The following is a 14567-nucleotide window of genomic DNA, read 5'->3' as shown; positions in this document are numbered from 1 at the left end:
GTGCGCCGCTATCCGATCTCTGATGCCGGTCACGCTCCGGGAGGTATCACGGCGACAATTTGCTCGGCAAGATCGGTGACTAGGTCGCAGGCAGGAATGTCACCGGTTCGCGAGGAAACTTCCGGGTTGTATAACTCGAATTCGAGTGTGCCATTCGCCATCTCGACATTCACCACGCAGCTTTCGGAGCCCAAATCGGGAAAGAGTGCGTAGTAGGCGGCACGCCGCCCGCTGAATGTCGTCTCCCGATAGGAGTCAGCGAACTTCTTCTGGAGCTGATCCAGGGTCAAGGTAGTGTTGACGACTCGGACGTCATAGCCGTCGGCTTGCTTGTCGCGGAAGGAGCACCCGGTCCAGGTGATTTCACCGGAGCGGCTGGTGTCTGGTCCTTGGTTGGCGAGGTTCTCGGCGTCGAGTATAGCCTGTGGGATATCTGTGCAGGGATCAAAGCTCGCGGGCTGTGCAGTACTTGGCTGTGCTTCAACGGATGATGTTGGCACGGCGGTTCCGGTGGTGCCGCTGCCACATCCGGTAGCCGCGAGGGCGAGCGCACATCCGGTCGCTGCTGCTGATCTGTATAGTCTGCCGGTCACCATCCGCCTCCTGTCGTGGTGGTTGGTTGAGGGGCAGTGGTTGCCGTGGTTGGGACAATGGGGGTGTACGTAACCTGGTCTTTTCCGACATGTTCAGGCAGCCTGCATGGCGTACCGGCGCTAATGACGGTTTCGCCTTGGTTGCTGATGTTGAAACCGGCGCCATCATCGGACCGGAAATTGACCTTGTCCCGCCCTTTTCCTTCGTCGCCGTAGATGACCTCGATCTTCCCGTACGATTCTGCGATTTCTTGGGACTTCACTCGAAACGCGGGCCAGTCATCGTCGGGCATTGGCGGAGAACTGTGCATCGACATGATCGTCTTTTCACCGTTGGTATTGTCGAATGGCTTATCGCAGCCGATCCTGTATGGTGCGGTTTTCGAGACCCAGCTCAGTCCGGGACTGAGTTCAGTGCCGATTGCGGCCATTTGCAACAGGACGGTGTTCACGGCGGCTTCCGTCTCTTCGAGAGAGGGCAACTGCGCGAGCAGCCTGGCAGCCTCAGCGGTACCGGCGGGAGAGGTGCCGGGATCGGGCTCCTTGAGGAGTCCACAGCTGGTGGCAGAGAGCATAATTGCCGTCGCTGCGGCGAAGAACCGGGGGCGAAATCGTGTCTGTTGGTATTTCATTCGCGTACCGCGTTCCCTGCAAGTCCGGCGATAATGGCGGCGGTGTTGTAGACCGTCGTGCGGATACCCGTCTCGCCGGGGCGCGGGTAGTCGCTGTGGCCAGACGCGCCTTCGAGAGACCGACCGTCGTCGGTAATCGCCGGTCCGGCTTCCAATCGAGTGAATGCCTTGACTTCCGCTGGGTCGGGACCAAAGCCGCCGTGGTCGGTGCCGGCGTATCCGGCTGCAATGCCCGGAAGCAACATGCCTGGGACCTTGAGCGGTCCGGGTAGCAGCGGTCCGGCCTGCGCTGCTGTGGACCAATCGTGCGTCCGTTCGATGGGGTCGTCGTCGGTGCGCATGACGTAGGCGTGGCCGGTTGCCAGCCCGAGGTCGCCAGGGCTGTCCGCAGCTATACCAGGCGAACCGTATACGACCATGTCAGTGACCGGGTGCCCGCCTGGCTGCTGGAGCGCCAGACCGGTGGTGAGGGAGCCGTAGGAGTGGCCGACGGCCGTGATGTGCGGAGGCTCGCCGCCATTATGGGCTGCTTCGAGACCGTTGTAGAACCGAGCGAGTGCGACGGCACCTTCCTGGGCACGCTCGGTCGTGCCTACATCGATCCCGCCTTCGATCTTGCCGGGGAGGTCTTCTGATCTGATCTGGGGCGCGTCGTAGCCGATCCATGCGATGGTCGAGACAGTCTCTTGTTCCCTCCCCGGTGTCTGGCGGAGCTGGTTCTGGGCTTCGTCGCGCATATTCTGCGCTTCTTGCCCCATGCTCCCTATCGACTCTCGCACGGTGGTGTTCAACCCTGGGGTGGTAACGGAGATGTGGTCGGCGGTGTCGGGGTCGCCGACAGCGATGGCGGCTCGGCTTTGCCGTCCGCCGCCTGGCATGACATCCAAGACCATCAGTTTGCGGGGCGGGGTGCTGCCGGGTTCGCCGATTGCGTGTTCGACGGCGTCGAGGTCTTTGATTCGGTTGGTGATGTCGGTGTACTGCTCGCTGTCTTTGCCGTAGGTCGCGGCGGCGGTCGTTTGGGCGGATTCGAGTTGGGTGCGGAGTTCTGGGATGCGGTTGCGATTGGCCTGGTCGCGGGCTGCGGCGGGAATGCCGTCGCGGTTGCCGATCAAGCTGGGGTTGTCGGCAACGATGGCTCGTTGCTGGTCAGGGGTGAGTTGGTTCCACCAATGACGGTTCTGGTCCGGTCGTGCGTCGAATGCAGGCGAGGTGGGTGTTTGCCCGGTGGTGCCCGCTGGGGCGGTTCCGGGGGTGCCGGGGAGGTCTTTGAGGGCCTCGATGATGGCGGTTTCGGCGCGCACGTCGGCGGTGGCGAGGTCAGCGAGTGCTTGTTTGAGGGCGGTGGTGCGGTTCTGGGCGTCGCGCGTCAGGGCAGCGAACCCCAGTCGAGCTGCGGCCGGGTTGCTGCTGGCGAGCAGCGTCGTCCACTGCTGTTTCGTGGCGGTGACGGTACCGTCGTCGGCGATCATGTATTTAGCTGCCGCTGCATCCGAGACCTTGCCGAGTATCACGTCTCGATGAGAGCTGAGGTCACTGGCTGCGGTGCGGGCGGCGGTGGCGCCGGTGTCGAGTGCCCTGATCAGTTTCGCGGTGTCGCTATCTATCGCGTTGTAGCGGTTGCGCATGGCGTTTCCGGCGTGGCCGCTGAAGTAGGTCTGGGATTCGTCGATCGTGCGGGCGTTGATGCGCATTCGCTGGGTGAGGGTGGATTGCGCGGTTTCCCATTCGGTCGCGACTTGGATCAATGCGTCAGGGTTCCAGCTGCGTACGCGCGAGATGGTCGGGACGTTCAGCTCTGTCATCGGGCACCCCCTGCCACATTCAGGTCGGTGGCGAAGGACTCGTCGACGCCGGTGAGTTCGCTCAGCGTGATGGTGGTCTTGGTTGTCATGTCCCCGAATACGGCGCCGGTTCGGTAGAGCGCCTTGCGCAGTGCGTCACCGGCGGTGGTGTATGCGGTGGCCGCGACGGAGTTGGGCAGGACTTCGGTAATCGTGTCGCTGTGGGAGTCGACTGCGATGAGCGGCACCTCGAGCGATTCGGTGTGCAGGGCTTTGGCCAGTTCTCGGATGCGGTCCGGGTCGAGATGTACTTCGCTGCCCGCTTCGTTTAGTCCCACGAATCGACACCCCCATCAACGGCTGTTCCCCCTGCCCGCCCGGCGGGGATATGCTCGGTCGCGGCGCCGTGTGCCGGACCTTCTGGGATTGTGCCACATCGGCATACAGTGCAACGACGTTGTGTAGAGAGCTGGGTGGGAGGCACCGCAACGATGGAGTCAGTCGATGCCTTGACCTACGCGATGAGTGAGCGCCGCTCTACGGCGACTTCTGTCGGCGGAGCGATCACCGTCTCCGTCACCGCCGACGGGTCAATCCATTCTATCCAGCTGTCCGAGGCCGGTCACCGGCTCCCGGCTGACCAGGTCGCGGACTTGATCAAACAGCTGCATGCCACGGCGCTAGCGGAAGCTCAGCAGGTGGTCGCGGAGACGATGTCGGCTCTCGGTGACGAACTACCTTCTGCCGATGTCCCGCCCGCTCCTACGTCACCTCCGCTCCCGACAGAAGTCGCATCGACCCGTTCGCCGTCCTGGTTTGCTGGTCCCGTGACTGGCGCCGCGCCGGCGATGCGGCCGCCGCAGCTGTCGACTGTCGACTCAGTCGCCGACGACGAGGACGATTACTACCGCACCCTAACCGTGACCCAGGAAGACGACTACCTACGCTGAGCGGGCCAGCCCACCTGATGAGTTCCTTACCGGTAGCGGCGCCAAAGGACGCTAGCGTCCCTGTACGGAGCGTCGCAATGCGGTGCGAATATTCTGCCGCGACTGCAGAGCGTCGAGCAGAGACCGGGGCACTGATTTACCGTCCGTCATGGTTGCCGTCCGGCGCTCTCAACCTTCTGAACATATCTTCTGGCGTGATGGACCAATTGTCTTTCTCTGTCGAAAGCAAGTGGTAAAGCTCGGCGCTAGCTTTGGCGAGAGAGGTAGGTAGACCTGCCGCGCCGAGGGTTTGGGCGATCTCACCCATTTCGGCTTCCCAGCGCCAGGCCCGTGCGGCGACGCTTGGCAGGTAGCCGCGGTCAGAAAGAGCGGTCGCTCCGAATGCTTCGGCTTCGCGAATCAGCGCATCGGTGACGCCGTGTTGGTCTGCCAGGGCATGCGCAACTGCCGCGAGCAGGCGGGTGGTCCGTAAGTAAGAGGCGACAGACATCTTCAGGGCACTGGCAGCGCCAATGTCTTCCGCCAAAATGTGGGTCTCAAGGGTGCTGCTGGTGAGTAAGTCCTTGACCGCGGCTGCCGGGTTCGGGAGTCCCGCAAGGTAGATACGAGGCCGAATGTCCCCCTGTGGGGGTGGGCCGGAGATTACGGCGTCGATGACGGGTGTTCCCAGGGGTTGGAACAAGTCGTGTATGTGGCGCATCCGAGACGGGCTGATCGCGTTCGCGTCGACGTAGATACCCTCATATCTATGCAGGGCAACGGTTTCGGCCACCTGCTCTGCTGCTGAGGCTGGACAGATCGCTATCACAACCTGGGCCCGGCCGAGTAGTTCGGAAATCTCGCCGACAGAGCGTAATCCAGCGCCCTTGGCGCGATCTCTCGTTTCGGCACTACGCCCCTGCGGGGTCCATAGGACGGTATGTCCATGCTTGGCTAGCTGCGCGCCGACGGCCGCACCCATTCGTCCGGGATGCAACAAACCGACGATCATGCGGTTTCACCTGTTTGGGGCAAGGCGGGCTGCTGCCTGATCGGAGAACACGCGATGCGCTCGCGGAGGGAAGTTGCCAGCGTCGATGTCTGGAAGTGTGGCCGTTCGAGTGCCGAATGAATTTGCAGCAGACGTCGTGCGACGGACTCGGTACGCCGTTGCCCACCGATATCCAACACCACCTCGATCTGTTCGGCTGCGCCATCCAGATCCGATCGAGCAAGTCGCGTAACTGCGAAATCTAGCCGAGCCAGCGAAATTTCGCCCAGGCGCCTGTGTTCAGGTGGATCCGTCTCGTAGAGCTCGACCGCCTGGTTGGAGAGCTGCTCGGCGTCAGCTAGGTTGGCAGTCCCGCCCAGCCAAAGACGTGCGGCACCGCCGTAGAAGTACTGTTTTGCCAAGGGAAATTCCATCATTCCACCGAAGGTGTCAGGCGTACGCGTTGCTTGTCGAGCCTGGTCCGCACGCTGAAGCGCATCATTCGTGCCGACCTCGTCGCGCATGCGGGCACGAGCTCGGGCCTCGATAGAAGCGAGCCTGACTCGGGCCGTACCGTTCTCAGGAACGTATCGCCAGCCGCTCTCTGCGAGATCGATCGCGGTGCCTGGACGATCATCCCAGTATGCGATGAGGGCTTGGGTGCCGCGAATCCAAGCCCTTAAACCGTTATGACCAGCCAGCTCCGCCGCCAGGAAAGCGGTGCGCGCCTGAGTTTCAGCTGCCGCGAAATTACCTAGGTCGAAGGAAGCATTCGAAAGCACAGCACACAGCCCCGCTGCGGTGAGGTACAAGTCACGGGTCTGTTTAGGCAGCTGCCGTCCTTCCAGCAGGCGGAAGGCGCGATCTCGGAGATGCCGCAACTCGTTGAACAGTGGATAGACCGGCCGGTTCGGGTAGACAGTGACAATTCGACGCAGGTCCGAATGGAACTGCTCGATGGTGTGAGGCCCCACATTGGTTTGCTCGGCAAATTGACAGAACTGAGCAGATTCGGCTGCTGCCATGGACGTCGCCTCGTCTATCTCGTCACGACCAGTAGTCGACTGCTGTGAACCTTGCCATTGCGGAACTGGCGGATTTGCTTGGGCCGGAGACGCATTGGCCCACCCTAGTTCGGTGGACAGCTGAGTCTCGGTGATTCTTGGCGGATCGAAAAGCGTCTCAGCGGGCTCGTGGAACATCTGTTCGAGAACCCTGCACGCCGCCGGATGCGGCAGCTTCGTCATGCCTCCGGTCACCCATCGAATCGCCTGACGCTGCGACACCGAGACCGATGCGGCCTTGCCAGACGCCTGATCCTCGGCGGCTACCCGGTTGAAGGAGCGCACGAATTCACCGATCGTCAGTCTCTTCTGGCGCAGCAACTGTTCCAGGCGCGTGCGCGCTACTGGGTGGACCACCGCTACCACCTTCCTGTCGTGAGTCGGTTGTCGGACGTTGCCGAATCGTCTGTGTCCAAGGCTACGGACACACGCGCCTCGCCGGGATAGACATGGCCAGCGAATGTCACTCGAAAGTCACTGAAATGACATGCCCGTGTCCGAACTCGCCGGACCACGATCAACTCCACCGCTCCAATAGATCGAAACGGCGAGGAGATGCTCATGAGTCGCACGATCAGTGCGCAGTTGGAATGCCCAAATCGATCCGACTGGCCGACTGACGGACAGCCCATCAGTCTGTGTCATCGCTTGATGGGCAGCTATTCGACCGACCACCAGGCCCAGTTCGGGCCGCAAGGTTGGTCGGTCAGCTTCTTGCCAGGACGATCGTTCACCCACGCCGAGACCCAACTGGCGCTAGAGGCAGCAGAAGCCAGCGCACGGATTTCTGCGCTTGCCAGGTTGGTCGGATTGACGGCTCTGGAATTGACAGCCATGGCCACTAACAGTTCGACAGCACAGGGCGGTGGCCAATGAGGCGCGGAAAGGCCTCCGAGACACCCCTGGCGAACGTCGAAGCCTTCTCACATGGCGCAGCACTGGGCAGGCGCGCATGTCTGGTGCGCTCGTGTATGCCGCCTGCTCGACCTGCCCCCCATCTGTCGGTAGTCCGAGACATTTCAGGACGCGCCCATTCGGGGCGGATGTGATGATCCTCGATACATGCCATTCGGTCCATGAGGTGTCGTATGTGTACCGGCACCGGTTCGGCAGCATTCCCATTGATTCAGCTGGTGAGCGCCCGTCTATCGTGACCGGCGCCAGACTCGGTGCGGTCGTGATGCCGCAGCGGTTGGGGTGGTCGGTGCGCAATCGGCTCCGCGGCCGCGGCAAGGCGTCGGTTCCGGTGATCACGCATCCGAGGCACCGCCGGTGGGTGTTCCTGGTTCACCGTAATCGTGAGGTGGTTAGACAGCCGACCGCCCGACGATTAGCCGCTGGCGACGTTGTCATCCTCGATCCCGGTTGTCGCGTGTGGCTCCCGATGTCGGATTCGCGTATCAGCTGGTACTGGGCGAGCGCGCCGGAAGTTTCGCGGGTGGCCAGCGAGCTTGATGCACCCACATGTTCCCGGGTGCTCACCGTCGCGAAGGCGCTGATTGAAGAGCGGGCGCGGATGCGCCCGCACGGGGGTTGAATTGACGACGCCTACTCTCGACCACGCTACGGATTTGGCGTGGCCCGCCCAGGATTCACTACTGTCTGCGGTTCGGGGCCATCACATTGGTCGCCATCCGCTCCTTCGCTTCGCGTATGAGCTTGGTGTTGTCCACGGCAAGCTTCTCGACGGCCCTGCAACCGCCGACCTCCTTGCCGACGTGCGGGGGCTTGTGGATTCCATCAATCAGTGGCTCGATTCGAGGCTCCCGACACCGCATCCCCGGGCGCATTTGATTCGGGCGACGGTAGGTGGGTTGATCGATCGGATCGCCGAGGTCCAGGTTCGCGCCTATCGACTGCTGATGACCCTCGGCGCCGACGACCCTCGAGTGCATGATTCCTGGACCGATCTCGCCAGGCTGATCGAGACCTACGACGACCTGGTCACCGGTATCGACCGCCGCATGTATCGGCTCGCGTCGCCGACAGATGCATCACCGTCTTGCTGACTCCGACGATCGGCTACCGGGCCATCAATCCCCGGGTAGCTCTCCGACTCCATTCTCGGAAGGTGCCTCAACGATGACGCGACGTCCCGCCGTACACCCATGGTTGTCACTCGCCGACGGCAGTCGGCGCCACCCGGAACCGACGGCATGATCCGAAACAGGCTGTACTTCACCGATATCGAGCTTGCCACCGACTGTCTCGCCGGGCTCATTCGTCCCGTTGCTGTCTCAGCGTTGGATCCCGGGACTCGCTCTGGTGCGGGCGGCAAACACCAGCCGACCTGGTTCGGGCTGGAGTTCATGCAACACCAGGGATCGATCGAGACGAGAGGCGCGTTCAACTGCCTGGCAACCCACCGCGAGGACGGAACGCTGCCCGACGCCGGGATCACGGTCACTGCCGCGGGCAGGCAGGCCAGAGCATGGGCGTACGCCGCGAGCCGCCTCGGCGTCCAGGCCACCATATTCACCGGAAGTAGAGCCACCGATCTGCCGCGACGCCAGGCGTCGAACGTTCGGATCATCGCGGACGATGTCGATCCGGTAGCCGAATGCGCGAGGTTCGCCACCGCCACCGGCGCGTTTCGCATCGACCCGAACGACGACCCTCTCGTCGCGGCGGGAATCGGCGCCATCGTGGCCGAGCTGCACACAGCGATTCCCGGGCTCGAAACCATCGTAGTGTCCGGCTCCAGCAACGCAGTTGTCGCGGGAATCGTCACCGCCGCACATCATTTCGGTATCCGACCTGTCGTCACCACCACCGCTGACAACCAGGGCACCACTCCCACCCCCGGTCGTGGTGAACTCGCTGGTCGTCCCGCACTGCCTGGGCAGACGCCGATGGCAGCTGCCCGGTCGATAGGTGTCGGATCCCCGCAGACCGCAGCGGCACGCGAACTCCTCTCGAACAGATACGGGCTCGTGATCGGAGCCAGGGCTGCGGCAGCCTTCGCCGCCCTGACCGATTCGGCGAGTAGCGCCTTGGTGGCCGGACGAGCATGTGTCGTCCTCTGCACAGCATTCGACGCCGACGACTCGGACCATCCGACATGACAGACCATTCCGTCACTGGCACACAACATCCGCACATGACCGGAGGGCACACGCCGAGCAAGTGGGTTGCGCCGGCCACCCGCCGCCGCGACGGCATTGCCCTATGCACCACGCGCTCAATCCCTCCAGGAGACCCACACAGCGGTAACGGGTCATCGCCACCGGAACTCGGACAGGCCGATGTCCCAGCCGAAGCACAGCAACGCCTTCGAAACGTCCATCCATCGATAGGTCGGAACCCATGCACGACAGGACCTACGTCCAAGCAGACGGCCGCCTCGCTGAACACCTGTGCCAAGTTCACTTACTGGATCTCACCCGTGAACGCGCGTGGGAGTTGCTCGACCTACACCGTGAACATCGACCTGACGACTGCATGGTCCACCTCGCCGTTGCGACCCTGCTGTTCGCCGAGGAGGACGAATAGGACCCAGCGGCACCTCGATGGCGCCAATCACCGTGCAGCCCACCCACCTCCACGCTCCAGACCCTACGACGCGCAAGAACTCGCACCCACGGAGGCACGACGTTCTTGCAAATGCAATTGCATTTGCAAGAACGTCAGATGGGTATCGGGCCGCTTCGCTCGCGCCCAGCAGTGTCGACACCGCAGGCGGGAGTCGATTTACTCTCCTAGACGCTGGCCGCCAACTCACGCAGAACCGAATGCTTTGACGCACAAGGGAATACATGGCGACGGTTTATCGAATCGTTACATTATTAGCGCCGACTTGGCGTTACCTCGCGCAAACCCCACTGGACTAGGCGGTACGCATGTCAGCATCCCTAAGAGGACGCGTAGTGGACAGGAATTTGTCACCTGGTTGTGATGCGAGTCCTTTAATGTTCGACCACGGTAAACGGGTAGTCTCCCTGCCACACACAACGCACGAGTGTGTGAGTGGTGCCACAACCCGTTAACCCATCAGCGGTAACAGGTGTCAGTCGCGTTACCGTATGGATGTCCTGTTAAAAGGAAAGTGCCCGGACCATCAGGTGGCAGCCTGACGATCCGGGCACCGCAGGATCACTGTCGCGACGAGGAAATAGAGCCCACGATCGCGAACAGTGACACGGCCGACAGCCTGGTAACGGTAGTTGCCAGGCTGTCGCCGTATAACTGGTCCGACACCTCAGCGAGGATTTCGAACCCTGCGGCGACAGCCAGACCCCAACGTTTGACTGCGTCCACCACTCTGTCGGGGGGCTCGCCCCTCGGCGGAGTGTTGTCCGACAGTCCAGGCGGATCGAGATCCACCGAACCTCCTTCTACTACAGCCGCCGCCGAGTTGCGGCGGCAGGTCGGTGACCTTCCGCCTGGAAGGTGGCAAAAGCAGAGAAGACTCGTGGACCGAGAACGCGCAGCCCGTCGAACCAACCGAAGTCTAGAGGCATCCACCGTCATACGAACGCGGGCACCAACAAACTTTCGATCTTGGTCCGGCGTGCGTGTCGATCTTCTGGCCGGTCGGCGGCACCGCCCGTTCTGGTGGCCAGCCCGGGTGGTGCGCCGGAGATATTGGACCACATCACAACCGACAAATGCGACGCACCAGCCCGGCAATATCTGGGCGATACCGGTCGGCCTGCTCAATCATGGTTTCGCCGGTGGCGAACGCGGAAGCCCCTGGCAGAAAGCTTCATTCTGCAATATTGCAACAACACGATCCGCCGCTGACGGCTGACGCGATCCCGACTACGTAGGCAGAGGGTTTGCCCTCGTACGGAACTTTCGTCGCAGAAGCGGGCATCCGCCCAGGGTCCCGATCCAGACCCCGATACATCGCTACCGTCATCCGGTTGCGTCTACGCGAGCACGGTCCGATACACCCCGCAGGCGACCACGTGAACGCCAGACCGAAACGGCCGCAGTGGATCGGAGTGTGCGCCACCGGCAACGATCACAACTCGTCCAGGCAGCAGCACTGCGGGGGTCGCTGAGTCGGGGCATGCCGAATTCCATTCGGCGGTCATGGCTTCGCTCGACTCGACAGGTGCCGGAGCGGTCGCGCCCTTCTCTCGTTGTTCAGCGAGGCACGACTTACACGCCGTCCGGGATCAGCGGTACGACCTTCTCCGCGAGCCCCACCGCGAGGTCGCACGAGTAGAGGTGGCCGGTTTTTCGTGCCGATGGCATGTTGCCGACACCGATCTCGAGGCTGCCTCCCACCATGTCCACGTAAAGCTTGCAGTCTGTGGTCGCCGTGGTGTCTGCCTCGTGAGTAGCTACCACGGCGCGGCTTGCCACCGTCGCCTCGCGTGCGATCGTGAGGTGCTTTGCGTGGCGGACGTGGTCAAGAGTCAGGTTTGTGACGGCGATGCCAGCGGAGTATCCGTCCGACACGACCCAGATGCAACCGAGCCACCGGGCGCCCTTGCCGCGATTCCAGTTCTCGTCCTTGGATGGCGCACCACCGGCGTTGGTGCCGTGAAGTCCTTCGGAGTCAAGTACTGACTGGGGGATATCGGTGCACGGGTCAAACCCGCTCGGCACCTCGTCGGCGAGCGGTCGCCCGTCCAGCATCTCCCCTGCCGGGACGGCGTAACCTTCCACAACTGACCCGCAGCTGGCCACCAGGACAGTCGCGCTCAATGCTCCGAACACACCAATCGTGATGCGTTTGATGTTCATTCAACCCCCGTATTGCTGGATTCGACCTCACCTCCCGTGTGAGAACCGCTGAGGCCCTGCCCGACGGCGAAGGAGTCGGCCCTGAGGTTAGCAACCGCTATCGCTGACCGACCTACAGATTCCCTGGTGCGAGTTACGGCGATGCAACCGGCACCGCACGCTGGATTCGCGGTGATGATGGGGTTCTCGGCGACACTCTGTGTCGTTGATCGCCGATTGCGCACGGTAGGCTGACCGGCGTTTCTTCTGGAAAGGGGGGTCCGGTTCATGCATGCCCTGGTGAGGCTGCTGCCGGTAGTGCTGGCCGTTGCAGCGGTCGCGGGTTGTTCGCAGGCGCCGGCCGCATCCGGCGGCGACGGCAGGCCGATCATGGCTTCCGCGGCGCCGCAGACGTACACCACGTTCGGAAGAGAAGTACCCTCGGGCGACCATGCGAAATTGCGTGTGGCCGACCAAATCCGATCAGTGGATCCGTGCGCGCTGATCAATCAGGACGCGCTCGCCCGATACGGCCGCGTGGTGACCGCAGGCCCGTGGATGTCGATATCGGAGTGCGTGGTGCGGGTGATGATTCCCGGGCAACGGCTGACATCGACGGTCACGATCAATTTGGCTGCCAACGAGCCGTCCGAGCGGGACACGCCGGCCGAGATCGCTGGTGAGTCGGTCGCGATCGACTGGCTTCGGGACTTGGACTTTGAGTGCGCCTACAAGGTGCCGATGCGGTTCCACAGCTCGACGCAAGACACTTCAACCTCCGCTGTGCCCGACATCGAGGAAGTGCCCCCGGTCCCGTATCTGACCGTTGATGTCGACTCATTCTCCAACCAGAGGGACGCCAACTGCAAGGTGGCCGCCGAGGTCGTGACCGATGTGGTGACGGCGTTCGCTGAAAACCGCGTCCCTCGAAGGGACAACGCGCGGGTCCGGGTGCCGTTGACAGATCGCCGCCCCTGCGAGCTGCTCGAACACCTGCCCGAAGGCTTCACCGTCGACAGATTCGACGCCACGACGACCCCATACGAGTGCAAGTTCTGGTCGGGCAACGAGATCTTGGGAGCCTCGTTCGTAGTCACCTATGGCGGTCGGCCGATGACGCCGTTGGGTGAGGAAAAGGTGGAGAACTTCTCCGGCCGTCCGGCGCTGGTCGAGGAGAAGGACAACCCGTTCGGCGCCAAGGATTGCTACCTGCGGTTCCCCGTGGGACCGGCCGTCGACGGAGTCCTGCCCGGCGCCGAGGTCAAGGAATCCGTCCGCACCAGCGCAACCATCCAAGCGATGGTGAAGCTCAGCGGAAGCTGCCCCTCGGTACGGAAGCTGGCGCCAGACGCGGTCGAACTGTTCGGAGCCAACCAGTGAAGCGCCTGTACACCCTGGTCGCCGGATTCGTGATCCTGATGGCGACCGGTTGCAGCATCTCGGTCGACGGCCTCGCAATCCCGGCAGGCCTGGGCTACCGAGCCAACGTCGACGATCAAACGCTCCAGGCGTTGGCGGACCGAGATCGAGTGCGCCGCATCGATCCCTGCGGGCTATTGGATCAAGCTGCTGTCACCGCTGCCGTCGGCGCACCGCGATTCATCGGCCCGGGCCTAGACGCTGACGAGTGCGAAATGCGGTTCGACCCTGCGACACAAATCAACTCTGTCAGTGTGTCGATGTCGGTGTCCGCCGTAGGGGACGGTGGCACGAAGTTCCAGGTCGGCGACCGTGACGCATACACCCTCGACGGCGGCGACCTGTGCCACATCAGCTTGTTCTTTGACGAAGACCGCGCATTCTTCTACTCGATCAGCGGTCCCCCAGAGCAGCTGTGCCAGAAACTCCGCCAGATCGTCATCGGCTCGGCACCCCAGCTCGACAACCCACCCCAGCGCGCGGATTCAACCACCATGCCCGATACCAAGGGCTGGAAGATCGACCCGTGTACAGGATTGACTGCGGCATTCGCCCCCGGCCAAACCTTCGACTTCCTCGGGCTCAACCCGTTCGAATGCGACGTCTACGCAGGCGAACCCGACAGCAGCGAAACCGCCCGTAACCGCTACACCGTCAGATACATCAACGTCTCTACCGAACATGCCCGCTACGTACCCGACGAAGACCGCCGACTGAGGATCGTGGGCGTCGACGCCACAGAGACCAGCGGCGACAACGAGTTCTGCCAGATCAAAGTCTTCGTCGGTGCCGACCACACCTTCCCGATCATGACCTACGACGGCAAGACCGAAAAGTGGCTCGAGGCCATCCACGTCACCGGCTACGGTTGCGCCGAAACCCGCCAGGTCGCTGTGGCCGCGGTCAAAGCCCACAGGAACGGATGAAAGGCCACACGGACACAGCGCGCATCGGTACGGCCTTGTTCGCTCGGTCTAGAAAGGTCGGCGCGATTGACGGGGACGGTCCGTCCCTGAAATGGGGCCTGTGACGCGAACATCGCATGCTCGAGCTAAATGGTGCAGGCGGTCACCGTAAGGACGCAGATCAGCACGCCCATGAAGCGGCATGCCTTGCTCGATCGGGGTGAATCACGCCGACCGAGCAAGGCCGCCCCAACTCTGCGGCTATAGCGTCCATTCCGATTGGAATCCCGCTCGGTCGGCCCATAGGTTGGCGAGGCAGGTCATCATCGAATCGCCCGGTATTCCACGCAGATGCTGCGCCATGGCGAACAGGCTCTGCTGCGCGGCGACGGCGCACATCTGTGGCGACGGCTCGGCGATTCCTCCGGTGCCGATCGCGGCGGACGCGTCGTACCTGATCTGGGACAGGACAAACTCCTCGATCGTCATGTGGTATCTGACGTTTCTCACGCCGGTGCGGTTCCATCCAATTCGCCGATTTCGAGTACATCGTCGAGCCGGCCGATGAGAACGG

General features: G+C 62.7%; 16 protein-coding genes. 8 read left to right on the top strand and 8 right to left on the bottom strand.

The genetic code is table 11. The features are described 5' to 3' along the window. Positions 1-29 precede the first annotated feature (29 nt). From ACFXNW_RS18395 to ACFXNW_RS18380, 4 genes are read right to left on the bottom strand one after another with little or no spacing between them, the layout of a single operon-like run. Positions 30-593 carry a DUF3558 domain-containing protein gene (locus ACFXNW_RS18395; RefSeq protein WP_379418904.1) on the bottom strand — a complete coding sequence of 188 codons (564 nt, stop codon included), beginning with the start codon at positions 591-593 and terminating at the stop codon, positions 30-32. Beyond that, a complete protein-coding gene (locus ACFXNW_RS18390; protein ID WP_379418903.1) occupies positions 590-1225 on the bottom strand; it encodes an LppA family lipoprotein in 636 nt (211 codons plus the stop codon). Before ACFXNW_RS18390 ends, ACFXNW_RS18395 begins: the two co-directional genes overlap by 4 nt. Next, positions 1222-3030 carry an alpha/beta hydrolase gene (locus tag ACFXNW_RS18385; RefSeq protein ID WP_379418902.1) on the bottom strand — a complete coding sequence of 603 codons (1809 nt, stop codon included), beginning with the start codon at positions 3028-3030 and terminating at the stop codon, positions 1222-1224. The genes ACFXNW_RS18390 and ACFXNW_RS18385 overlap by 4 nt, the downstream gene beginning before the upstream one ends. Then, positions 3027-3347 carry a hypothetical protein gene (locus ACFXNW_RS18380; RefSeq protein WP_379418901.1) on the bottom strand — a complete coding sequence of 107 codons (321 nt, stop codon included), beginning with the start codon at positions 3345-3347 and terminating at the stop codon, positions 3027-3029. Before ACFXNW_RS18380 ends, ACFXNW_RS18385 begins: the two co-directional genes overlap by 4 nt. 153 nt (positions 3348-3500) lie before the next feature. On the opposite strand from ACFXNW_RS18380, the gene ACFXNW_RS18375 reads away from it, so the two are divergent. After that, complete coding sequence (locus ACFXNW_RS18375) at positions 3501-3959, top strand: YbaB/EbfC family nucleoid-associated protein (RefSeq protein ID WP_379418900.1); 459 nt, start codon at positions 3501-3503, stop codon at positions 3957-3959. Between the two features lie 136 nt (positions 3960-4095). On the opposite strand, the gene ACFXNW_RS18370 is transcribed toward ACFXNW_RS18375, so the two are convergent. Then, the gene (locus ACFXNW_RS18370) at positions 4096-4950 is read right to left on the bottom strand and encodes a DUF1932 domain-containing protein (protein WP_379418899.1); all 855 of its coding nucleotides are present in this window, start codon (positions 4948-4950) and stop codon (positions 4096-4098) included. Continuing rightward, positions 4947-6350, bottom strand: a complete 1404-nt coding sequence (locus tag ACFXNW_RS18365; RefSeq protein WP_379418898.1) for a hypothetical protein — start codon at positions 6348-6350, stop codon at positions 4947-4949. Before ACFXNW_RS18365 ends, ACFXNW_RS18370 begins: the two co-directional genes overlap by 4 nt. A gap of 204 nt (positions 6351-6554) precedes the next feature. Between ACFXNW_RS18365 and ACFXNW_RS18360 the strand changes: the two genes are divergently transcribed. The 5 genes from ACFXNW_RS18360 to ACFXNW_RS18340 all read left to right on the top strand — a co-directional run bounded on the left by ACFXNW_RS18360 (position 6555) and on the right by ACFXNW_RS18340 (position 9485). Beyond that, positions 6555-6869 carry a hypothetical protein gene (locus ACFXNW_RS18360; protein ID WP_379418897.1) on the top strand — a complete coding sequence of 105 codons (315 nt, stop codon included), beginning with the start codon at positions 6555-6557 and terminating at the stop codon, positions 6867-6869. Positions 6870-7041: 172 nt separating this feature from the next. Next, positions 7042-7530, top strand: a complete 489-nt coding sequence (locus tag ACFXNW_RS18355; protein WP_379418896.1) for a hypothetical protein — start codon at positions 7042-7044, stop codon at positions 7528-7530. Between the two features lie 34 nt (positions 7531-7564). Continuing rightward, positions 7565-8002: a hypothetical protein gene (locus tag ACFXNW_RS18350; protein ID WP_379418895.1), complete on the top strand. Its 438-nt coding sequence runs from the start codon at positions 7565-7567 to the stop codon at positions 8000-8002. A gap of 147 nt (positions 8003-8149) precedes the next feature. Then, positions 8150-9058 carry a pyridoxal-phosphate dependent enzyme gene (locus ACFXNW_RS18345; protein WP_379418894.1) on the top strand — a complete coding sequence of 303 codons (909 nt, stop codon included), beginning with the start codon at positions 8150-8152 and terminating at the stop codon, positions 9056-9058. 241 nt (positions 9059-9299) lie between these two features. After that, positions 9300-9485, top strand: coding sequence for a hypothetical protein (locus ACFXNW_RS18340; RefSeq protein ID WP_379418893.1), 186 nt, complete (start codon positions 9300-9302; stop codon positions 9483-9485). Between the two features lie 1614 nt (positions 9486-11099). Here ACFXNW_RS18340 and ACFXNW_RS18335 read toward each other — a convergent pair. Continuing rightward, the gene (locus ACFXNW_RS18335; protein WP_379418892.1) at positions 11100-11690 is read right to left on the bottom strand and encodes a DUF3558 domain-containing protein; all 591 of its coding nucleotides are present in this window, start codon (positions 11688-11690) and stop codon (positions 11100-11102) included. 555 nt (positions 11691-12245) lie between these two features. Between ACFXNW_RS18335 and ACFXNW_RS18330 the strand changes: the two genes are divergently transcribed. Next, positions 12246-13049: a hypothetical protein gene (locus tag ACFXNW_RS18330; RefSeq protein ID WP_379418891.1), complete on the top strand. Its 804-nt coding sequence runs from the start codon at positions 12246-12248 to the stop codon at positions 13047-13049. 149 nt (positions 13050-13198) lie between these two features. Further along, positions 13199-14014: a hypothetical protein gene (locus tag ACFXNW_RS18325; RefSeq protein WP_379418890.1), complete on the top strand. Its 816-nt coding sequence runs from the start codon at positions 13199-13201 to the stop codon at positions 14012-14014. A gap of 240 nt (positions 14015-14254) precedes the next feature. Here ACFXNW_RS18325 and ACFXNW_RS18320 read toward each other — a convergent pair whose 3' ends face one another. Beyond that, on the bottom strand, positions 14255-14503 hold the full coding sequence (locus ACFXNW_RS18320) for a hypothetical protein (RefSeq protein ID WP_379418889.1): 249 nt from the start codon (positions 14501-14503) through the stop codon (positions 14255-14257). Positions 14504-14567 lie beyond the last annotated feature (64 nt).

This window comes from Nocardia sp. NPDC059180, from assembly GCF_042754945.1.
Classification (GTDB): Bacteria; Actinomycetota; Actinomycetes; order Mycobacteriales; family Mycobacteriaceae; genus Nocardia.
Note: the sequence above shows the minus strand (reverse complement) of the source record. Positions and strands in the feature narration are given on the sequence as shown.